The sequence below is a fragment of the uncultured Adlercreutzia sp. genome (assembly GCF_958431955.1).
Taxonomy (GTDB): domain Bacteria; phylum Actinomycetota; class Coriobacteriia; order Coriobacteriales; family Eggerthellaceae; genus Adlercreutzia.
In genome coordinates this window covers 50,724-69,803 of the sequence record NZ_CAUASN010000001.1, presented here as the reverse complement: position 1 = coordinate 69,803, position 19,080 = coordinate 50,724, and the positions used below count along the sequence as shown (strand labels likewise).

The window sequence follows — 19,080 nt, the reverse complement described above, 5'->3', positions numbered from 1 at the left end:
TCGTTTCGCTTAAAACGGAATGTCATCGTCATACACTGAGGAAGAGGCGTCCACCACAGGCGCCGCGGGGGGCGCAGCCGGTGCGGGCGCGGGCGCGCTGTAGGCAGGGGCCGGGGCGCTGTAGCCCTGGTTTCCGCCGTAGGCATCGCCGCCGTAGGACTGAGCGCCGCCGTTGGCGTTGCGGCTCGACATGAACTCGAGCTCGTCAACGATGACCTCCAGCTTGCTTCGCTTCTGACCGTCGCGCTCCCACTGGCTCCAGCGCAGCTTGCCCTCGATGGACACCTTGGTGCCCTTGGACAGGTAGCGCGACAGGCTGTCGGCGCGGGCTCCGAACATCGTGCAGTCCACGAAGTTCGGGTAATCCTCCCACTCGCCGGTGGTCGGGTTCTTGCGGCGATCGTTCACCGCCACGCCGAAGCTCAGGACGGCCATGCCGGACTGGGTGTTGCGCAGTTCGGGGTCGCGGGTCAGATTGCCGCTGATGATCACACGGTTGATGCTCATTCTCTACCTCTTCCCATTGTGAGCGGCGAAATGCCGCCCGGTTTCCAACTAGTCGCGATCGGTGCGGGCCACGACCATGTGACGCACAACGGCATCGTTGATGCGCAGCACGCGATCGAGCTCGGCGATGCTCTGCGGGTCAGTGTGGAAGTCGATGAGAGTGTAGTCGCCATCGGACAGACCGTTGATCTCATAAGCGAGTTTGCGCTTGCCCCAGTTGTCGACGTTGTCCACAACGCCGTTACCCTCGGCGATCGTCGCCTCGATGCGCTTCATCACGCCGGCGCGAGTCTCCTCGTCGATCGTGGGGGGCACAATAAACAGCAGTTCATAAGCCTTCATCCAGCTCACCTCCTTTGGACTGTACGGCTCCGGGCTGGTGAAGGCACACGCCGGAGCAGGAATAGCCCACATAGTCTACCAGAACGGCTCGAAGACACCCGACGCCGTTCCCATCCCTCACGGTAACCACACATCGCCTGATTCACAGCGCCATTGTAGCGCCCGCAAACCGCACTTATGTCGCGGCGCATTCCCATCTGCGTCCCGCTGGGACTCCCACAGACGCCGCGCCGCCTTCCCGCCCGGGACCCGGCGGGGTCGCGCCCTTGTCCCGGGAATTGCCCCGTCGCGCGCAAAAGGCCCCGTCAACGAGCAGACCGCCGCTTGCGAAGGCAAACGGCGGCCTGCGAGTGCTCATGGCGCCCCCGAGAGGACTCGAACCTCCGACGCACGGTTTAGGAAACCGACGCTCTATCCGCTGAGCTACGGGGGCGTAAGGAGGGGTCATCATACCACGACCCCGGAGTTAGCTATATGTTCTTCAGCAGCTCCATGACGAAATCGCTGTTCAGAGCCAGCTGGTCGGCATCGATGTTCTCCAGCACGTCGTCGGCCTGGCCGAAGAACGCCGGCTTGCGGCCGTCCATGCCGGCGAGGTGCATGGCCTGCTGGCCGTGCTTCATCGCATAGGCCGACGCGCTGTCGCGCCATTCCATCGTGGCGTCGGGAACCGAGAGGCCCACGGCCTGGCCGGCCTTCCTCACGAGGCGCTTCATACGGCTCGAAGCCTTCTTCGGAAGGTAAGTGCCCTCCTTGTCGATGAGGGTCAGCTCGCCGGCGCCGAGCGCCTCGAGCTCGATGATGATCGAGCCCTTCAAATCGGCCTCATGGGCGCTCATGAAGGCGCGCATGCCCCCGTTGGCCGCCAGCTCGGATCCGAGGGCGACGAACCATACCTCCATATCGATGCGCTTGGCATGGAACTGCGCGATGGCCTCGTGCTCGGGCGTCTCCTCGAAGACGAAGTCGGCCGGCAGCCCGTCGGCGAAACTCGAAACCGTCTCGCGGCGAGGCGCCTCTTCCTGCTCGCCTTCGTCGATGATCTCGTCCTCAGGCTCGGAGGAACGGGAGAAGGCGCCGCCCTCGAAATGGCGGCCGTGGCGGCCGCGAGGCGCGGGCTGGGCGCCGAAGCCGGGGGCGAAGGCCGTCGTCTCACCCGACAGGACCTCCAAGCCGGACTCCTCGAAGTCGTCGGCGTAGTCATCGTCGTAGCCGTCGTATCCGTCCTCCTGGCCGTCGTACTCGTCGTAGCCGTCCTCGCGGAAGCTCTCCCAGCCGCCGCGGGCTGCGCCGGCCTCGCGGGCATCGAAGCCCTCCTCCACATCGAGCCATTCCTGGGGGGTCGTCCCCTCCTCCGGGCCCTTATGGCGAAGCTTCCCGAAGAGCCGGCCGAAGCGGCTCTTGGGCATTTCCACATACCCCGGGCCGGCCATGGCGCCGGTTTCGGTAACCTGCTCCACATAGGCCGAGTCGTCCACATCCTCGATGTAGAGCTCCTCCTCGGATGCCTGCTGGAACATCTCGTCGCCGATGGGGGCCGCCGCGCCCGTGGCACCGATGGACGAGAAGGAGCCAGCGACGTTGATGCTGCCGGACAGGCCGGGCTCGCTCTGGACGGGAACGCCGCTCAGGGAGGGAAGCGCGCTGCGGAGAGCCGAAGCGCTTTCCTGAGCCGCGGCGGCCGGAGCGGCCACCGAGGGCACGATAGCCGACAGGTCGCGCACGCGCCCGTCATGGACGGGGCGCTCCTCGGCCAGAGGCGCGGCCTGCATGTGATCGTCCATCGAGATGCGCGGCAGCTCCTGGGAGATGCCGATGTTGGGAAGCGAGATGGCACGGCGCTTGCGGCCGCCAGGAGCAGCCGGTTCGGGCGTGGGCTCGGCGGGAATCTCCCCCACCGAGGGGATGACCAGGCGACGGTGGGGTGCCTCGTCCGCGGCGGCTGGGGTCGGCACGCCGGCCAGGGAAGGAGCCTCGACCGGAGGTGCGGCCACAGTGGCGCCGGTCAGGGGACGCTGCCCCTCGCGGAGCACCACATCGGGATCGTCCGAGGCGACCACGGACGGCACCGACGCGAGGTTCGGCACGGGAGCACCGTCCAACGGCGAGGGCACGTCGGCCGGAGAGGGGACAAGAGGCTCGGCGGGCCTTTCCTCCTCAGGCTGCGGCGCGGAGGTCTCTTCCTGCGCCGGCTCTTCGGCGGCGGGCGCCGCGTGGGCGGGCTTCGAGGGAGTCTCGGGCGCCGGAACAGCGGCAGCATGGGCCGGCTCCGGGCGCGCGGGAACGGCCTCAGCGAGATCTTCGTCAGAGACGGGCAGGTCGGCGATCACGCCGGTGGGCGTGGCGCCGGCTGCGGCCGAAGCGGCCTGGACCGAGGCGCGCATGCCGCGCATGCGGGCGCTCAGCTCCTCGGCGGCAGCGCGCTGGGACTCCTCGCGGGCGCCGATTTCCTCCTCGGCGTGCTCGAGGGCGACGGCATAGCGGGAACGCTGGACGGGCTTCTCCACCTTGGGCTTCTTCGCCTGCTCCTGCCCACGCTTGAACCAGTCGGGAACCTCGGGCTCGGCGGAGGGAACGGCGGCAGCCATCGGAGGCGCCAGAACCGGCTCGGCCGCCGGAGCCTCTTCGGCGGAAACATCGGCGGAGGGGGTGGCGGGTACCTGATCGGCCGTCTCTTCGCCGGCACTGCTGGAATCCTCTTCCTGCGCCGGGGCGGTCTCGGAGACGGGCTTGCCCGACAGCGCCGCCACCGCGGCCTTCGCGGCTGCGAGTCGCTCGGCGGCCGACTCCATGGAAGAACCCAGCTCGTCGGTATTCGACGGCGCGTCGTAGACCAGCTCAGCCCCCTCGGGCACGAGCCCGGCCGACTGGGCAGCAGCCTCTCCGTGGATCAGGGCCTCGTCCTCGTCGGGGAGGTCGCGGGCGGCGGCCACCCGGGCGGCCACATCCATGAGCACGGCGACGCCAGAGGCGTTGCAGTTCGATCCCTCGTTGTAGTTGCTCAACTTCTCCAGAGCGAACGACGCGGCGGGGAGCACCGCAACCAGCATAAGCACCGCAAGGAAGACATTGAAGGCGATAAGCGCGCCCTCGCCGGGGGCGAGGATCATGCGCACGAGCAGCACGATGGGCATGAGCGCCATGGCGGCGAACTCCAGCCAGTAAACGAGGGGGAGAACCCCTATGACGCCGGAGGTGAGGTCGCGCCGAATCTTGCCGCTGTCGTAATGGGCGACGATGATGACCTTGCGGCGGCGGGACGACTGCTTCGCCGACTTCATGGGAACGTAGCGCGCCACAACGTTCTGACTCACGCCGCGGTTCAGCAGGCGGGAGAGAACCGGCTTGTCCAGGATCTCCGCGGCGAGCAGGATGGCGCAAGCGAAGCCGATGACGACGGAGGCGACGGAAACCACGGGGAAGATCGTCGCGACCAGGGTCATGACAACGGCGATGCCGCTCACCAGGGCCCGCGGCAACGTGCTATCGGGATTGCACTGGAAATCCTCCAGAGCGGTGGGCAATCCTGTTTCAGCCGAGAGCGTCTCGCTGATGTAAAGGGCTGCGCGCTGCTCCTCCTCGGTTCCCGCCGGACGCGGGCCGATCTCCTGAGACAGGTATGCAACACTTTCTTTTAGGTCGGCCATGGACATTGCCTTTCCTCGTTCAAAGAGGTCTGATGACACAATTATTACTAGTATACGCTATTGCGCGCTCTTGCCCAAATAATCACGAAGAAACGTATCAGCATTGCCGGCTTTCAGGCGCTCGGCCTCGTAGGAGGCGACAAAGGACTCGATGGAATCGTAGAAACGGCTCGCCACGAGCTCGTCGGGGTCGTCCCCGAGGGCCTGAGCGAGGGAGGCGGCCTCCTCCTCCAGCTGGTTGTAGCGGCTGTTCTCCGCCTCCAGGGCCTCTTTGTCGCGGGACAGGTAGGCCTCGTCGGCGGCAAGGGCGGCCTGCTGGGCCTCGATGCGCTTGGAGACGTAGTCGGAGACCGCCGCTAAATCGAGGCCCGGGTAATCTCCCTGGGCGTGGTCGAAGGCCTCCTGAGCTTGGAAGAGCTGGGAGAGCGCCTCATTAGTCTTCTCTCTTGAGGCATTCACACTCTCCTCGGACATGGACGAGAGCAGCGCGGTCGCCTCGCGGGCGGCGGCGTCGGCGTCGATGACGGCCTTCCACCCCTCGCGGGCCTCGATGAAGGCCTCAGTTGCCATAAGGGACTGTTCGATGATGGCCACACCGTCGTCGAGCATGCTCAACCGCGCCCGGGCGGCGGTCACCGCCTGGCTCGCGGCCTCCTTGGCGTCGTTGTCGGCGAGGGTCGGCTGCAGCGCCTCAATGGCCTCCATCGATGCCTCAAGTTGGGCGCGGGCTGGCGCGATATCGGCAACCACCTGGCGATACCCTTCGGAGAGTTCCTCGAAGGAGGGAGCCTTCTGGCCGATAGCCGACGGGGAGAGGCGGTTCTTGTCGTACTGCTCCATGACCAGCGTATCGAAGGGGATGAGCGTCTCGTCGCAGTTGGTGATGACGCTGATGTTCTCATCGAGCGATCCCCTCAGGCCGTTTTGCTGGGTGCGCATGGAGAGAAGCGTCTGCCCGATGGTGAGGGCGAGGGCCAGCAGCACGCACACGATGACCACCACGGGTATGATGCGGAACGCGCGGCGGTCGACTTCGGCTGCCGCCGTGGCAGCCAAGGATGAGCCGGCACGAGTCGGGCGCACCCCCTCGGGGATGATGATCGACTGGTCCTTCGCGGGGGTGGCGTGGGGCTTGCGCGTGCGCCCCATGGTGAACAGCGGCACCTTCCCCGCGCCGCTCTCGCGCCGGTCCCGCTCCTCAGCATCGCGGGCCTCGCGGGCGGCGTCGAGCACGCTGAAGGATATCTCGTTGGAAGAGCCGTGGGTGTGGCTCTTGATATGGAGCGCGTGCTGGGCCTTCTTCTTCGCCATGGGAACTTCGACCTGCTACTGTCCGTCGCGCTCGATGGCTGCCACGACCTCGTCGGCCGTGCAGAAGCGGATGTTCTGGCTGGGGAGCGAGCGCAGGAAGGTCTTGCCGTAGCCCTTGGTCACCAGCCGCTTGTCCGCCAGGATGAGGATGCCGCGGTCGGTGGCCTTCCGGATGAGCCGTCCCGCGGCCTGCTTGGTCTCGAGCACCGCGGCGGGCAGCACATAGCGGCGCCAGGCCGCGTCGTCGCGGGCGGCCCGCTCGCAGGAGAGCGGGTCGGTCGGCTTGGAGAAGGGCAGCTTGGGGATGACAACGCCCTTCAAGGTGGCGCCGGGCGCATCGAAGCCCTCCCAGAAGCTCTTGAGGGCGAAGAGCGACAGGTGCTCGTCGGCGAGGAAATCGTCACGCAGGCCCTTGACCGAGACGCCCCATTTCTGGCACACCAGGCGCAGGTCGTCCTCCTTCAAGGCCGGCTGCACCTCCTCGAAGCACTTCTCCATCTCGCGGCGGTTCGTGAACAACGTGAGCATGGAACCATGCTGGGCGCGGTGAGCCCCTACGAGAAGCTGCTGGAGTGCGGCCAGGTACGCCGGGTCGTTCGGCTCGGGCATATCGTTGACGACGTAGATGGTCATCTGGTTGTCGAAGTCATAGCTTGAGGAGAGAAGAAGCTCGTCAGCCTGGGAATGCTCGCTCGTGTTCAGTCCCATGGCCTGGGCGAAACTCGTAAACTTCCCATCGACGGTCAGGGTCGCCGAGGCGAACACCACCGAGTTCGTGTTCGCAAACCAGTTCCAATCGAGCTCCTGGCCGACATTGAGAAGAAGCGCCTCCAACTTGTTCTGCGGCTTATCGTTCTTGCGGTTCAGATTTGCCGCGTAAACATACTGCTCGGGACACTTCACGCAGATGACCTCCACCGCCTGAAGAATCTCCTTGAGCTCCATGGCGATAGCGGCGATCTCCCGCTGAATGACGGCGACTCCCTCGATGTCATCCAAATAGCCGACAAGCTCCTGACAGGCAGTGACGAGTTTTTCCGCATCGTCGGCCATAGATTGGGCCGCTCGGGCGACCCTTTGGAACACCGATGAAGCGCGAATCTCGTCGTTGAGCCACAGATCGACGTTCTCATATCCCTTGGAACGACGATTCCCCTCGAAATAGAGCAATTCGGGAAGACTCGCGCAGAATACCCGCGCCGAATCAGCGAATTTCGCTCCCGCGGAGCGCGCCTTGGCCGTCAAACCGTAGAAAAGTGTTGTGGAAGATTCGCTGCCCGTCACCACGACGCTGCGCTCGGCACGAATGAAAACGTTCCGGCGAGCCTCCTCGGACGAGACGCGGCGGGCAAGGGAAAGGACGTCTTCCTCGGCCAGCTCCAATGAGAATGCACGGCGAGCCTCCTGCTCGGCGCCGTGGGCCTCGTCAACCACCCAGTAGCGAATAGGGGGAAGAAGCCCCCCATCCGCGGCGAGGTCGCAAAACAACAGGCTGTGGTTGGTCACCACGATATTCGACGCCTCGGCCTTGCGACGAGCGCCATGCACGAAACAAGATGTACCGAAGAAGGGACATTTACGACGTAGGCAGTCGTGGCTCGTCGTCGTGATAGCCCAGCGCGGCAGCACGCGAAAATCGATCTTGAGGTTGTCCATATCGTCATACGCTGTTTGGTTGACGAATGACAAAAGCGCTGCCAAAGCAGGGGCCTGGTGTTTCTCGTCCTTGCCGACTGTGCGCATACGCGGGCCATCTACAACCACCCGCTCGATTTTATGCAAACACGGGTAGTGGGAAAACCCTTTCAGCGCGGCATAGGTGAACGTACCGCCGAGGGCTTGCTCGAGAGCGGGCAGCTCGTGATACACCAACTGATCGAGCAGGGCGTTGGTTTTCGTAGCCACGCCGATGTTGATCTTGTTGTCCCGCGCCGTAATGACCGCAGGCAGCAGATAGGCCATCGACTTCCCCACCCCGGTGCCGGCCTCCACCATAAGATTGCGCGAGCGGGCGAAGGCGTTGCGCACCGCCTCAGACATCGCGACCTGCTCCTCGCGCTGCTCGTAATCGGGGTACATCGAACCTACGGCCCCGTCAGATGTGAACGCCTGGGCGATGACCTCGCTGGTAGGGAAGACCAAAGGCTGAGGATCTTCCGCATCGTTGACAAGGGGCTTCAAGTTGATTCGCCCAACCCGGTCGCGGCGAAGAGAGCGCAACGAAAAGGGAAGGGGCTTCTCAGCCTCGGGAGTGTGAAGCTGGGCGAAGTACTGGAACACGACGACCGTGGGCCATTGCTCGGGGGTCGCCATGCCAGCAATCTCGCGAAGGAGCTGCGGGGGCATGGCGTTCACGGCCGCGAGCAAGATACGCAGCAGCGCGCACGTGGCAGCCACATCGTCATCGGCACGGTGGGTCGAGCGCACTTGCCCGAACGCCTTTACCAGGTCTATAAGGCGATGGGACTTCATACGCGGCAGGGCAATACGAGAAAGATCGAGGGAATCGACCCAGGTATTCTCCAAAAGCGGATACCCTGCTGGATGCTTTGTCGTGAAGCTGCGATCGAAGTCGGCATTGTGCGCCACTACCACCGCATCTCCCACAAATGCCGCCAGCTCGGCCAAGGCCTCCGCGGGGCTCGGGGCGTCGGCCACGTCATCGTCGTGAATGTTCGTGAGATGGGCCACATCCTCCGGAATAGGCTTGCCGGGATTCACGAAGGTGGTGAACCATTCGACGATTTCCCCGTGTTCCATACGGGCGGCGGCGATTTGCGTCAATTCATCATGGTTGAGCGAGAAACCTGTGGTCTCGGTGTCCAGCACAACGACATTCTCGTCAAACGGACCATACTCCCCCTCGCGAGCGAGCAGGGGAAGACTCTCATACAGAGCGATGACATCCTCGGGAGTACCCTCGGTGATGAAATCCCGCAGCTGGCTTTCGAGGGGATTGATTTCTCGAATCATAATTGTGCCTATCTTCGCGGCGCGCCCTTGGTGCCGAAAAAAAGGAACCTCGTCCAAACGAGTGTTCCAAGAGACGCAGGCGTCGGTTATGGTGTGCTCAACAACTCACGGTATTGTATCAGCCCGATCAGAAAGAACGCCATGGAACGCTATTTTGGTACATATCAAACATTTCGAACGGCATCGCGTCAAGACGCGGCGGCCCTTCTCGGCTCCGACAACCTGGTAGGCGATGAATACACCATCGACTGCACGTTAGAGGGGGGCTCTCACAAAGCCTGGATGGTCAATCGATTCGGGAATCGCATCGGCTATTTCGACCCTGAATTCTCTCGCGAGCTCAGCCTGAAAAAGGCCCAGAATATGACTCTGGTGGCTATTCTCTCGTTCGTAGCCTTCTCCGAGCAACCGGAGCCAGGTGAGTACTGGGGCCAGGCCGCTGTTATCGGCTACACTCCGCAGGAAAAAGCCGCGTTCGATCCCTTCGTGCACGGTATTGCGAACCTTATGGGCAAGGGAATCCGCCCCCAGGTGAATTTTGAAGGGCGCGCTGTCGATCAGATCATCGGCAGCCAGGGCCAGTGGCTTCCGAGTAACCGCGAACCGATGCCCGAAAAACAGAAGGGCATGGCTATCCTCAAGCGAAAGCGCTCCTTCACTGACGGCCTTGTGGAGCAGGGACGCAAGGGGAATAAAGGATGCTATCTTCTCAGTTGGGCGTTTCTGCTCGCCCTTGTCGCTCTTGTCATATTCGGCTTGAAGTCATGCGGTGTCTTCTAGCAGCCGACCGTATACATAAAGAGGCCCGAGGTTTATCGCTCCTCGGGCCTTTTCCGTTCTTCTGCAAGTTAGCGGGCGGCAAGCGCGCTTTCGATCAACCGAGTGCATAACTCGGGGAATTCTATCCCCGCCGCGCGGCCAGCGTCGGGAAGCAGCGAGGTAGCAGTCATACCGGGAATCGTATTGGTCTCGAGAATCCACGGCGTCCCCTCAGCGTTTAAGATGAAGTCGGAGCGGGAAACGCCCGTGCATTCGAGCGCCTTGTGCGCCTTCTCGGCGAGCTCTTTCACATAAGCCGTCGTCTCCTCATCAAGACGAGCGGGGCAGATGTGCTGCGAACCGCCGGGGGCGTACTTTGAATCGAAATCGTAGAACTCGCCGCGGGGAACAATCTCGATGACGGGAAGAGCCTGGGCATCTTCGTTTCCGAGCACTGCGACGGTAACCTCAGTGCCCTCGATGAATTTTTCAACGACAACAAGGTCATCGATCTCATGCACCGCGTCGATGGCGGTGGCGATTTCCTCCGGGCCCTCGACGATATAGATACCGAGCGCGCTTCCCTCAGTTGCCGGCTTCACCACGCATTGCCCGTTCATGCTCTCAGCAATGGCCACAGCATCAAATGTCGCTCCACGCTCAAGATATTCGAAAGGAGCTGTGGGAATGCCCGCTTGCAGATAGAACAGCTTCGATTTCGCCTTGTTCATAGCTGTCGCACTCGACCAAACACCAGGCCCTGTATAGGGGAGACCTATTGTTTCCAAGAAACCCTGCAGGCGACCGTCCTCGCCGCCTTTACCGTGGAGGCAGAGAAAGGCGACATCGTAGTCTCCATCGATGAGTTTCTTCAGATCGTCCTTCAAAGCAGGATCAAAGTTCTCAACGGTAAAACCAGCGGATCGAAGCGCCTCTCCAGCGCCCTCTCCCGAAGCGAGGGAAATCTCACGCTCACCGCTTGTTCCGCCAGCCAGCAGCGCCACGCGGATCGTAGAAGGATCAATGGTCTGAGCCATGCGCGCACCTTTCAGGACGAAGAATATCTGAGGGAAAGTATATCAGAGGGTCGATTGTCTATAATAGGCCCATGAATAACGAACTGATAAAACTCTCTGTCGAAGATCTTACCACGCTCATGGAAGCCTGGGGGTTCCCGAAGTTTCGAGCGAAACAGGTCTACGAGTGGATCCACAAGCACCACTGTTCCGTCATCGAGGATATGTCGAATGTCCCGCGAGCAGTGAGGGACAAGCTTGCGCAAACCTTCCCCTCTCAGGAGATCTCCCTCTTTGAGCGGCAAGACTCGACCGACGGGACGCGCAAGTATGTTCTCCGTCTCAGTGACGGACTTCTGGTAGAGACAGTAGGGATGCCGACGTATCAGGAGGATGGCAGCTTAGATCGCCTCACCGTTTGCGTATCATCTCAGGTAGGCTGTCCCATGGCATGCACGTTCTGCGCCACAGGACGGGAGGGCCTCGCCCGCAATCTCACAGCCTCTGAGATCGTCCAGCAGGTGGTCTTGGTCCAGAGAGACTTCGGCTCTCGGGTGAGCAATGTCGTGGTCATGGGGCAGGGCGAGCCTTTCCTCAACTACGACGAAGTGATTGACGCCTTGAAACTCATGAACGGATCCGACGACCTTAATATAGGTGCACGTCACATCACGCTTTCGACATGTGGACTCGTGGAAGGCATCAATCGGCTTGCCCGGGAGCACGAGCAGTTCACCTTGGCTATTTCCCTACACTCAGCGCGCCAAGAGATAAGAGACCGGCTCATGCCACGCGTTTCTCAGCAACCTCTCTCCCTTCTGAAAGAAAGTTTAGAAGACTACATCGAGAGGATCCACCGGCGGGTCAGTTTCGAATACCTTCTCATACGAAACGTGAACGATTCCGAAGATGACCTTCGCGCACTCATCCAGTTCTGCTCCGGCCTCCTCTGCCACGTCAACCTTCTTCCTATGAATGCGGTCGAAGGAGCCCCTTACCAACCTTCGGAGGTCCGAACTGTGAAGCATTGGATCGACGAGCTTGAGCGTCATTCCATCGAAGTGAGTATGCGAAAATCTCGTGGCAGCGATATTGCAGGAGCATGCGGCCAATTGAAGAATCAACTTGTTTCACGTGAAACAACCTAAGAGATAGTAAGAGGATTATGTAAAGCTGTTTTCCCACCCTACCTATCGTGCTTTTTAGTATAAAAAACGGGCTTGTTTCACGTGAAACAAGCCCGTTTACCTTCTTAGAAGAAAACTACTCTATTCAGTAGAACCCTCGTCGGCGCCCAAGATCTCATGGACGAGCCGCTGAAGATCGTCCTCATCTTTGAACTCAATCTCTATCTTGTTCTTCCCTTTGGAGGACTTCACTCGGACATTGGCCTTCAGGGTCTCCCGCAGCGTCTTCGCCACCGATTTGAAGACTGGAGGAGTGGGAGGCTTCTGGAAAGCGGCAGCGGTATCTTTGCGGCCGGCGAGAAGTCGGGCAAGACTCTCCGCCTCTCTCACGGTGAGGTTTCCCTCGACGATCTTGTCGGTGAGCTTCGCGCGGCCCTCCTGGGTCGGTACCGAGAGGATGGCCCGGGCGTGGCCGGCGGTGATCTTCTCCTCGTAGAGCAGCTGCTGAGCTTCCTCGGGCAGATCGAGCAAACGCAGGGCGTTTGCCACCGTCGAGCGCCCCTTCGAGACCGCCTGGGCAACCTCGGCCTGAGTCATGGAACGCCGCTCCATAAGACGACGGTATCCGTACGCCTCCTCGATGGGATTGAGGTCGCTCCGCTGGATATTCTCGATCAGCGCGAGCTCCAGGGCCTGGTTATCGTCCGCCTCCTTAATACGGATCGGCACACGGGAGAGACCAGCGGCCTTCGACGCCTGCCAACGCCTCTCACCGGCGATGATCTGGTAGGAGCCATCTTCCATATGGCGAACGAGAATTGGCTGGAGCAGCCCGTCCTTCTCGATAGAGGTAGCCAGCTCTTCGATCTCTTCTTTCTTAAACTGGGTGCGGGGCTGATCAGGATTGGGAAAGATAAGATCGATAGCCACCTCGTCTGTAGTCCGGGCCGCCTCCGACACTTGAGAGGAAACCGGAGCAGGGGCGCTCACCTCGCGGGGAATGGGCTCAGAAAGAACTTCTTCGATTCCCTCCTCGGCGATCACAATACGCGTGGATCCCTCAGCTGCGGCAGTGCTCGCAGGCTCTTCCTCAGCCTCCACCGTTAGGCGCTGTCGATCGGGGGCGGGCTTCACGGGAACAGGGGGCTCATAGGATCCGGGGAGCAACGAGCTGAGACCTCGTCCCAGACCACCACGACGTTCTGGCTTAGCCACGAGCGATCACTTCCTTCGCAAGCTCGATATAGGACAAAGACCCGCGGCCGCGCGGATCGTACTGGGTAATTGGCTGGCCGAAGCTCGGAGCTTCGGAAAGCTTAACGGTACGGGGAATAGGTGTCGCGAAAACGAGTCGGCCGAAGTAATCCCTCACTTCATCGGCCACCTGTTTCGACAGGGTGGTGCGGCTGTCGTACATCGTCAACAGGATACCGTAAATATCGAGGGACGGATTAAGGCGTCCTTTGACACGTTTCATTGACTCAAGAAGTTTTGTCACACCTTCGAGGGCATAGAACTCGCATTGAATAGGGATAAGTAGCTTATCAGCAGCCACCATAGCGTTCACCGTCAGCAATCCAAGAGCCGGAGGACAGTCGATGATAATGAAATCGTACTTGCCGCGCATGCAACCCACGGCATCTTTGAGGCGATTCTCACGAGCCATCTCAGAAACGAGCTCAACCTCGGCGCCTGCCAGATTGATAGTAGCCGGAGCAACGTCGAGCCCAGGGCACACATCGGGAATAATGACTTCCTCAAGCGGCACATCATTGAGGAGAACATCGTAGATGCACTGGTTAATGAGCCCCTTCTCGATGCCGAGGCCGCTCGAGCAGTTACCCTGGGGGTCGAGATCGATCAGGAGAACCTGTTTGCCCATCTCACCGAGGGCAGCAGCGAGGTTGATAGCCGTCGTTGACTTCCCTACTCCACCCTTCTGGTTGATGATACCCATAACGCGCGTATGCCCGATAGCATGGGTCACCGGAGCCTTGTCTTTATAGCTCTTCAGAGTCCCCGTGGTGGATGCTGGAGGAGTATAGGTGTTCACCTCACGAACGAGAACCTCCATATCCTCGGCCTCGCGGGACTCCACGGCGGCCTTAATTTCTTCTTGCTGTTCCTGAGGCGAGCTGACTCGTCTTTCCTCGACAGTCTGGCTTTGTTTGTTGTCCCGTTTAAGACCATCAAAAAATCCCACAGGAACCTCCTTCCTAACGTGCAGCACAGTATAGCATCGGCTGGAATGACTTCGAGCCGTTGTTCATAAGAGTGGTTAACATTCTTGATGTTTCACGTGAAACATCAAGAGCGAGGGCGAAGAGGATCCTTTTGAGCAAGTCCAACTCGCCGAGGAAGCTTCAATCGGGGTGACCTGATTTTCTCGAACACCAGGATAGTGCGGGATGTTTCCCCATCGCTCAGCATCACCTGCCGCTGCGAGACGAGCTTCATACCGACGAGGGACTCAATAGCGCGGGCCTCCTCCATCTCTTCTTCCGAAGGACGAGCCTTATAGCAGACCAGGCGCCCTCCCTTCCTGAGAAGAGGAGCAGACAACTCCAGAAGGGAAGACAACCGGGAAAGCGCTCGGGCGGTGAGCACTGAGAACTCCTCAGGCCTCTCGAGGGCCAGCTGCTCTATACGGCCGTCATAGGTGGCAACCTGATCCGTCAAACCTAAGTCTGCGAGAATATCGGAAACGATGGCCATCTTCTTCTTAACCGAATCGACGAGCAGTGTCTGCCGCCCGGTCGCTATGGCAAGGGGAACACCAGGAAAGCCTCCACCCGATCCTAAATCCCCATACAAACCAGCAGGAGCTTCCTGCACCTCGGGGAGACCGACGAGAGAATCCTCGATATGAAGAACACGCGCTTCCTCGGGTGAGGTTATGCGTGTGAGATTCGTCACTTTATTCACTTCGAGAATCTGGGCCAAAAATCGGCTTACGAGCTCGTCCTGCTCTTTGGAATCCATAGCCCGTCGCCCCTCTCCGTGAATCGATGTGCTGCCATTGTAAATGAAAAGGGGCGGAGTCTCCTCCGCCCCCGAGATTGTTGTTGAGAAATTCTCGGTAACTACAGGGGAACCACCACAACGTGCCGGGCAGAGCCCTCGCCCTCCGAGATCGTCTCCACGCGATTGTCATCGCGAAGCGCAATATGGATGATACGCCGCTCGTAAGGCGTCATCGGGCGCAGGCCGACGCGACGATGCTGGCTGGCCGCACGGTTGGCGGAAGAATGGGCAATAGACTCAAGCTTCTGGCGCTGGCGGTTCTTGTAACCCTCCACATCGACCACAACCGGATATCGGAAGCCGATGGTGCGGATGGTGATCATCGAGACGATGAATTGAAGCGCGTCGAGAGTCTTGCCATGACGTCCGATCAGCACCGCCATATCATCGCCGCTGATATCCAAGATCAGCTCGCCCTCGTCACCCTCGTACTCGTCGATTGTCACATCGCCCACGTTGAAGTACTGGAGGATGTCCTGCAGAGCGGCGATCGCGGTATCGGCGATATTGTCGAGCATTTCATCCGTCACCACCAGCTCTTCGCCGTCCTCCGCCTGCTCGGGCGCAGGAGCGGAACCCGGCTCAACGGCTTCCTCCGCCTCGTCGACGATCTCGACAACGTCGGGTTGCTCTTCGGTCATAAGGAGCTCCTTTCCTCCTCGAACGGCCCTGCACCGGAATCTAGGACGTGCAGGCAAATAAAAGAGCGTGTTTCACGTGAAACACGCTCTTGGAACAACGATCTCTAGCGCTTCTTCTTCGGGCGCTTCTTCTTCTCCTTGCGGACCACATCGACCTCGATAGGCTTCACAACGAGAGACTCCTCTTCCTCACGCTTGCGATCCTGAGCGCGGCAACGCGCAAGGGTGAGTTGATTCTGGCCGATGCCGATCACCGAAGAAGCTCCCCAGAACAGCAGCACGCCGGCAGGCGAGCCCCAGGAGATCCACAGCATCATGATGGACATGATGCCGCCCATCATCAGCGTCTGGTTCTTCTGCTGGGTGTCCTCGGTCTTCAGCTGCTGGAGCACCATGGGCAAAAACGTGGCGCCAGCGAAGATAACCATGAGGATGAGATACGGGATAAACGTGCCGAAACCCTCAGCGAAAGCCCCTGAGGGAGTCTGAACCAGATTGGGAACCAGATTGTAGAAGGAATAGCTCGTGTCGCCCACACGGTCGCCCATCTCGCGCAGCACCTGGAACAAGGCGATGAAGATAGGCATCTGGAGAAGCATGGGGAGGCACCCGGCGAGGGGGTTGAACTTCATCTCCGCGTAAATCTTCTGCATTTCCTGCGACTGACGGGTCGGGTCGTCGGGGAAGCGGTCCTTGAGTGCCTGAATCTTAGGCTGCACCTTCTGCATAGCGTAGTTCGACTTCGCCTGCTTGTGCATGAGCGGCGCCACGATGATACGGAAGATGATCGTGACGATGATGATCGCCAGACCCCAGTCGTGGCAGAAGTTGTAGAAGAACTGAATGACGTCGAAGATCCAGTCCTTGAAGATATCCCACATACGCAACCCTTCTCGTGACGACAGGTAAGCCTCAGGGTACGGGGTCGTACCCGTGGGGTCCTCCCGGCCGGCACTTCAGTATCCGTTTAGCCGTCAGAACAAATCCCTTGCGGAATCCGTAGCGCTTGAAAGCAATGAGCCCGTACTCGGAGCAGGTGGGGACGAAGCGGCACGCGGGGGGAAGCAGGGGCGAAATAGCCATACGGTAGAACATGATGAGGCCTATCGCCACAAGGGCTGGGATTTTCCCTAGTGCCGCCGCAAGCCGCTTCATCGAGCCTCCCCGAAAGAGGAGAGCTTCTGCGCGATCCCCTCGCATTCCCCGAGCACTTTCCCGTAAGGCGCCTGGGTAAGCGCCCCTTTCGCGAGGAATACCACCTTCTTGCCTGCCCACGGCCCGCCCATCTCTCGGCAGAGAGCTCGCATACGCCGCTTGGCACGGTTGCGCCACACCGCGTTACCGAGCTTCTTCCCGGCAATAAAAGCAACACGACCAGGGAGGTCGTGTTGCGCTTCGTTGCCTCGGTCTTGGGCCGATGTCTCATCACCAACGATAAACGTTATATAACGAGTCTTGTAACGTTTTCCCGTGGAGAAGAGCTGGGAGATCTCAGTGCTGGACTTGATGGTATCCACGCCTGGGTGCTCCTAGACGGTGAGGCGCTTGCGCCCCTTAGCACGACGGGAAGCGAGAACAGCGCGGCCGCCCTTGGTGGACATGCGGGCACGGAAGCCGTGGCACTTGGCGCGCTTGCGTTTGTTCGGTTGATAGGTGCGTTTCATTGTTTTCTTTCCCTTTCATGGTTCAAAGAATAGTTTTCAAATTATATACCACACACCCTAGCTGTCAACGGGGAACTCTTGGTGAAATCGCGAACCTCACGTATCCGCGGGGTAGGCGAGCATTCTGTACAGGTCTCCTCCAGGACACCGACAGGTGATCTCTAGGCCAAAGCGGGAATCAGGCGAAAGAGGAGAAGGCGGTAAGTGGGGAAGGGGTGAAGCTGTTCCCCCTTGGACCGCGGTTGGGGACAGGATCGTGCGGAAGTCCCTTTTATATCTCTATCCTATTGTTGTTGTAATAATGTCGGTGGATTAGTTGATAACGAGAGTTTTCCCTGATCGCCTCCGACGAAGCGCTCGTTAAAACCCGTGCATTACCGCTTGCCCTTTTCCACCGGCCTTGAAGGGGAGAGGCTTGGGCTCAAGGGACGCTGGTGGAAAAGGGCAAGGGTTATCCCCCGTTTTCCCCGCATAACCCTCCGGATATCCGCCTAAAGCTCGCGGATGGTTCGCTGGAGCGCCTCGATCTCACATTGAGTGTTCCAATCCGTTTGGAGCTTACTCTCGATGACGCCCGTGGCATGCATCGCCGTCGAATGGTCGCGGTTGAATTTCGTCGCGATGTCGCTGAACGGGATGTCGAGAATCTGGCGGCACAGGTAGATGGCGATCTGCCGCGGGTAGACGAACGGGCGATTTCGCGCTCGTCCGACGAGATCTTCGTGGCTGATCTTGTAGAATTCCTCGACCACGCGCTGGATGTCCTCGACGACGAGATTACGCGTCATGCCTCCCGAGAAGTGGTTCTCCAAAAGGGAGCGCACCTCGGTCGTGGTTATGTCGTCGCGGTCGAGGAAGTTCATCCGAGAGACCACCGTGGTCACGGCGGCTTTCAGCTCGCGGATGTTCGACCCCGACATCTCGGCGATGCACATCTGAATATCGTCGGACGGCGTGAGGTGCCCGAGCCCCTCGTGCGCCTGGATCTCCTGCAGTACCGATTTCACGATGCCCAGCTTCGTCTCCACGTCCGGGGGCTGAATGTCCACGAGTGCCCCTCCGGCGAAGCGCGACTGGTACCGATCGTCGATTCCGAGTGCCTTCGGCGCGCGGTCGGCGGAGAGGACGACCTGGTGCCCCTGGTTGGTGAGCGTGTTGAAAAGCTGGAAGACGATATCGAGCGTGCGATCTTTCCCCCGAAGGCCCTGCACGTCGTCGATGAACAGGACATCAGCTTCCTCGTAGAAAGATTTGAAGTTCTTGAAGCTGCTCTTCTCCCGGTCGTGGGTGGCGCTCGCCTCGGCGTACTGGTTCAACAGCTCGGCGGCGTCGACGAACACAGTGCGCCGATAGGGCTGGGTCTCGCGTATGTTGTTCTGAATGGCCCGCATGAGGTGGGTTTTGCCCAGGCCGCTCTTCCCGTAGATGAACAAGGGGTTGAATCCCCGCTGCCCTGGTTTGTCGGCCACCTCGAGGGCCATGGAGTAGGCGTAGCGGTTCGAGTCTCCGATGACGAAATTGCTGAAGGTGAGGGCGGAAGTGGGCACGTCGGCCTCATCCGCCCCGCTCTCCGCGCCCGCAACTTCCGTCTCGCCCGTGGCGGCCTGCTCAGGGATAGCCGACGCCGGCACGATCGGCGCAGCAACGGACAGGGGAGGCGCGGCCGCGGCGGGGGAGGGGGTCGGGAACGGCACGGGAGCAGCCGTTTGGACCGGCGCCGGTGCGGCGGTCTCGGCCGCCTTGCGTGCCTCCTGCCCCGGATCGACGGCCACAGCCACGGCGAAGGCCACGCCGGTCAGGTCGAGAAGCGCCCGCTGGATGACAGGCACGTAGTTCTGCTCGACCCAGGTCTTGATGAAATCGTTGTCGGCGGTGAGCATGAGAAAGGAGTTGCTCATGGCCTGGGCTTCAAGACGGGAGAAAAAGGCTGCGACCTGGGATTCATCCACATCGGGGTAGCTGCTCACCTGCGCACAGATCCGCCTCCATTGTTCGTTGAGCTTCTCGCTGTCCATCGTCGTTCCTCCGCGTCGGACGCGCGCCGCGTCGCCGGAAAGCTGACGATGAGG

The 19,080-nt window shown here is 60.6% G+C and carries 17 protein-coding genes and 1 tRNA gene; 2 read left to right on the top strand and 16 right to left on the bottom strand.

Annotated features, from left to right (window positions below; genetic code table 11):
* Nucleotides 1–9: 9 nt before the first annotated feature.
* The 6 genes from Q5064_RS00280 to Q5064_RS00255 all read right to left on the bottom strand — a co-directional run bounded on the left by Q5064_RS00280 (nt 10) and on the right by Q5064_RS00255 (nt 8,780).
* Nucleotides 10–507 carry a single-stranded DNA-binding protein gene (locus Q5064_RS00280; RefSeq protein WP_302961259.1) on the bottom strand — a complete coding sequence of 166 codons (498 nt, stop codon included), beginning with the start codon at nt 505–507 and terminating at the stop codon, nt 10–12.
* 48 nt (nt 508–555) lie between these two features.
* Complete coding sequence (gene rpsF, locus Q5064_RS00275) at nt 556–849, bottom strand: 30S ribosomal protein S6 (RefSeq protein WP_302961257.1); 294 nt, start codon at nt 847–849, stop codon at nt 556–558.
* 357 nt (nt 850–1,206) lie between these two features.
* Nucleotides 1,207–1,282, bottom strand: a tRNA-Arg gene (locus Q5064_RS00270).
* Between the two features lie 37 nt (nt 1,283–1,319).
* Nucleotides 1,320–4,496: an aminopeptidase gene (locus tag Q5064_RS00265; protein WP_302961255.1), complete on the bottom strand. Its 3,177-nt coding sequence runs from the start codon at nt 4,494–4,496 to the stop codon at nt 1,320–1,322.
* Nucleotides 4,497–4,553: 57 nt separating this feature from the next.
* A complete protein-coding gene (locus Q5064_RS00260) occupies nt 4,554–5,807 on the bottom strand; it encodes a hypothetical protein (RefSeq protein ID WP_302961253.1) in 1,254 nt (417 codons plus the stop codon).
* Between the two features lie 15 nt (nt 5,808–5,822).
* Nucleotides 5,823–8,780 carry a helicase C-terminal domain-containing protein gene (locus Q5064_RS00255; protein WP_302961517.1) on the bottom strand — a complete coding sequence of 986 codons (2,958 nt, stop codon included), beginning with the start codon at nt 8,778–8,780 and terminating at the stop codon, nt 5,823–5,825.
* A 141-nt stretch (nt 8,781–8,921) separates the two neighbouring features.
* On the opposite strand from Q5064_RS00255, the gene Q5064_RS00250 reads away from it, so the two are divergent.
* The gene (locus tag Q5064_RS00250; protein ID WP_302961251.1) at nt 8,922–9,560 is read left to right on the top strand and encodes a hypothetical protein; all 639 of its coding nucleotides are present in this window, start codon (nt 8,922–8,924) and stop codon (nt 9,558–9,560) included.
* 68 nt (nt 9,561–9,628) lie between these two features.
* On the opposite strand, the gene Q5064_RS00245 is transcribed toward Q5064_RS00250, so the two are convergent.
* Nucleotides 9,629–10,576: a D-alanine--D-alanine ligase gene (locus Q5064_RS00245; RefSeq protein ID WP_302961250.1), complete on the bottom strand. Its 948-nt coding sequence runs from the start codon at nt 10,574–10,576 to the stop codon at nt 9,629–9,631.
* A gap of 71 nt (nt 10,577–10,647) precedes the next feature.
* Between Q5064_RS00245 and rlmN the strand changes: the two genes are divergently transcribed.
* Nucleotides 10,648–11,703, top strand: coding sequence for a 23S rRNA (adenine(2503)-C(2))-methyltransferase RlmN (gene rlmN, locus Q5064_RS00240; RefSeq protein WP_302961247.1), 1,056 nt, complete (start codon nt 10,648–10,650; stop codon nt 11,701–11,703).
* Nucleotides 11,704–11,823: 120 nt separating this feature from the next.
* Here the strand turns inward: rlmN and Q5064_RS00235 are convergent, their stop codons facing one another.
* The 9 genes from Q5064_RS00235 to dnaA form a co-directional block, all read right to left on the bottom strand.
* Nucleotides 11,824–12,726: a ParB/RepB/Spo0J family partition protein gene (locus Q5064_RS00235; RefSeq protein ID WP_302961245.1), complete on the bottom strand. Its 903-nt coding sequence runs from the start codon at nt 12,724–12,726 to the stop codon at nt 11,824–11,826.
* 163 nt (nt 12,727–12,889) lie between these two features.
* Nucleotides 12,890–13,885 carry a ParA family protein gene (locus Q5064_RS00230; protein ID WP_368389086.1) on the bottom strand — a complete coding sequence of 332 codons (996 nt, stop codon included), beginning with the start codon at nt 13,883–13,885 and terminating at the stop codon, nt 12,890–12,892.
* Nucleotides 13,886–13,989: 104 nt separating this feature from the next.
* Nucleotides 13,990–14,664, bottom strand: coding sequence for a 16S rRNA (guanine(527)-N(7))-methyltransferase RsmG (gene rsmG, locus Q5064_RS00225; RefSeq protein WP_302961244.1), 675 nt, complete (start codon nt 14,662–14,664; stop codon nt 13,990–13,992).
* 101 nt (nt 14,665–14,765) lie between these two features.
* Nucleotides 14,766–15,347 (bottom strand): R3H domain-containing nucleic acid-binding protein, encoded by a 582-nt coding sequence (locus tag Q5064_RS00220; protein ID WP_302961243.1) that lies wholly within the window; start codon nt 15,345–15,347, stop codon nt 14,766–14,768.
* 104 nt (nt 15,348–15,451) lie between these two features.
* Complete coding sequence (locus Q5064_RS00215) at nt 15,452–16,228, bottom strand: YidC/Oxa1 family membrane protein insertase (RefSeq protein ID WP_302961242.1); 777 nt, start codon at nt 16,226–16,228, stop codon at nt 15,452–15,454.
* A gap of 31 nt (nt 16,229–16,259) precedes the next feature.
* On the bottom strand, nt 16,260–16,502 hold the full coding sequence (gene yidD, locus Q5064_RS00210; protein ID WP_302961240.1) for a membrane protein insertion efficiency factor YidD: 243 nt from the start codon (nt 16,500–16,502) through the stop codon (nt 16,260–16,262).
* A complete protein-coding gene (rnpA, locus tag Q5064_RS00205) occupies nt 16,499–16,864 on the bottom strand; it encodes a ribonuclease P protein component (RefSeq protein WP_302961237.1) in 366 nt (121 codons plus the stop codon). Before rnpA ends, yidD begins: the two co-directional genes overlap by 4 nt.
* 12 nt (nt 16,865–16,876) lie before the next feature.
* Nucleotides 16,877–17,011, bottom strand: coding sequence for a 50S ribosomal protein L34 (rpmH, locus tag Q5064_RS00200; protein WP_016310113.1), 135 nt, complete (start codon nt 17,009–17,011; stop codon nt 16,877–16,879).
* A gap of 491 nt (nt 17,012–17,502) precedes the next feature.
* Nucleotides 17,503–19,026, bottom strand: coding sequence for a chromosomal replication initiator protein DnaA (gene dnaA, locus Q5064_RS00195; protein ID WP_302961234.1), 1,524 nt, complete (start codon nt 19,024–19,026; stop codon nt 17,503–17,505).
* Nucleotides 19,027–19,080 lie beyond the last annotated feature (54 nt).

Excerpts from the sequence above, each read along its gene's own strand:
- Q5064_RS00280 (WP_302961259.1), bottom strand. The coding sequence starts at position 507 with ATGAGCATCAACCGTGTGATCATCAGCGGCAATCTGACCCGCGACCCC.
- rpsF (WP_302961257.1), bottom strand. The coding sequence starts at position 849 with ATGAAGGCTTATGAACTGCTGTTTATTGTGCCCCCCACGATCGACGAG.
- Q5064_RS00265 (WP_302961255.1), bottom strand. The coding sequence starts at position 4,496 with ATGGCCGACCTAAAAGAAAGTGTTGCATACCTGTCTCAGGAGATCGGC.
- Q5064_RS00260 (WP_302961253.1), bottom strand. The coding sequence starts at position 5,807 with ATGGCGAAGAAGAAGGCCCAGCACGCGCTCCATATCAAGAGCCACACC.
- Q5064_RS00255 (WP_302961517.1), bottom strand. The coding sequence starts at position 8,780 with ATGATTCGAGAAATCAATCCCCTCGAAAGCCAGCTGCGGGATTTCATC.
- Q5064_RS00250 (WP_302961251.1), top strand. The coding sequence starts at position 8,922 with ATGGAACGCTATTTTGGTACATATCAAACATTTCGAACGGCATCGCGT.
- Q5064_RS00245 (WP_302961250.1), bottom strand. The coding sequence starts at position 10,576 with ATGGCTCAGACCATTGATCCTTCTACGATCCGCGTGGCGCTGCTGGCT.
- rlmN (WP_302961247.1), top strand. The coding sequence starts at position 10,648 with ATGAATAACGAACTGATAAAACTCTCTGTCGAAGATCTTACCACGCTC.
- rsmG (WP_302961244.1), bottom strand. The coding sequence starts at position 14,664 with ATGGATTCCAAAGAGCAGGACGAGCTCGTAAGCCGATTTTTGGCCCAG.
- Q5064_RS00220 (WP_302961243.1), bottom strand. The coding sequence starts at position 15,347 with ATGACCGAAGAGCAACCCGACGTTGTCGAGATCGTCGACGAGGCGGAG.
- Q5064_RS00215 (WP_302961242.1), bottom strand. The coding sequence starts at position 16,228 with ATGTGGGATATCTTCAAGGACTGGATCTTCGACGTCATTCAGTTCTTC.
- yidD (WP_302961240.1), bottom strand. The coding sequence starts at position 16,502 with ATGAAGCGGCTTGCGGCGGCACTAGGGAAAATCCCAGCCCTTGTGGCG.
- rpmH (WP_016310113.1), bottom strand. The coding sequence starts at position 17,011 with ATGAAACGCACCTATCAACCGAACAAACGCAAGCGCGCCAAGTGCCAC.
- dnaA (WP_302961234.1), bottom strand. The coding sequence starts at position 19,026 with ATGGACAGCGAGAAGCTCAACGAACAATGGAGGCGGATCTGTGCGCAG.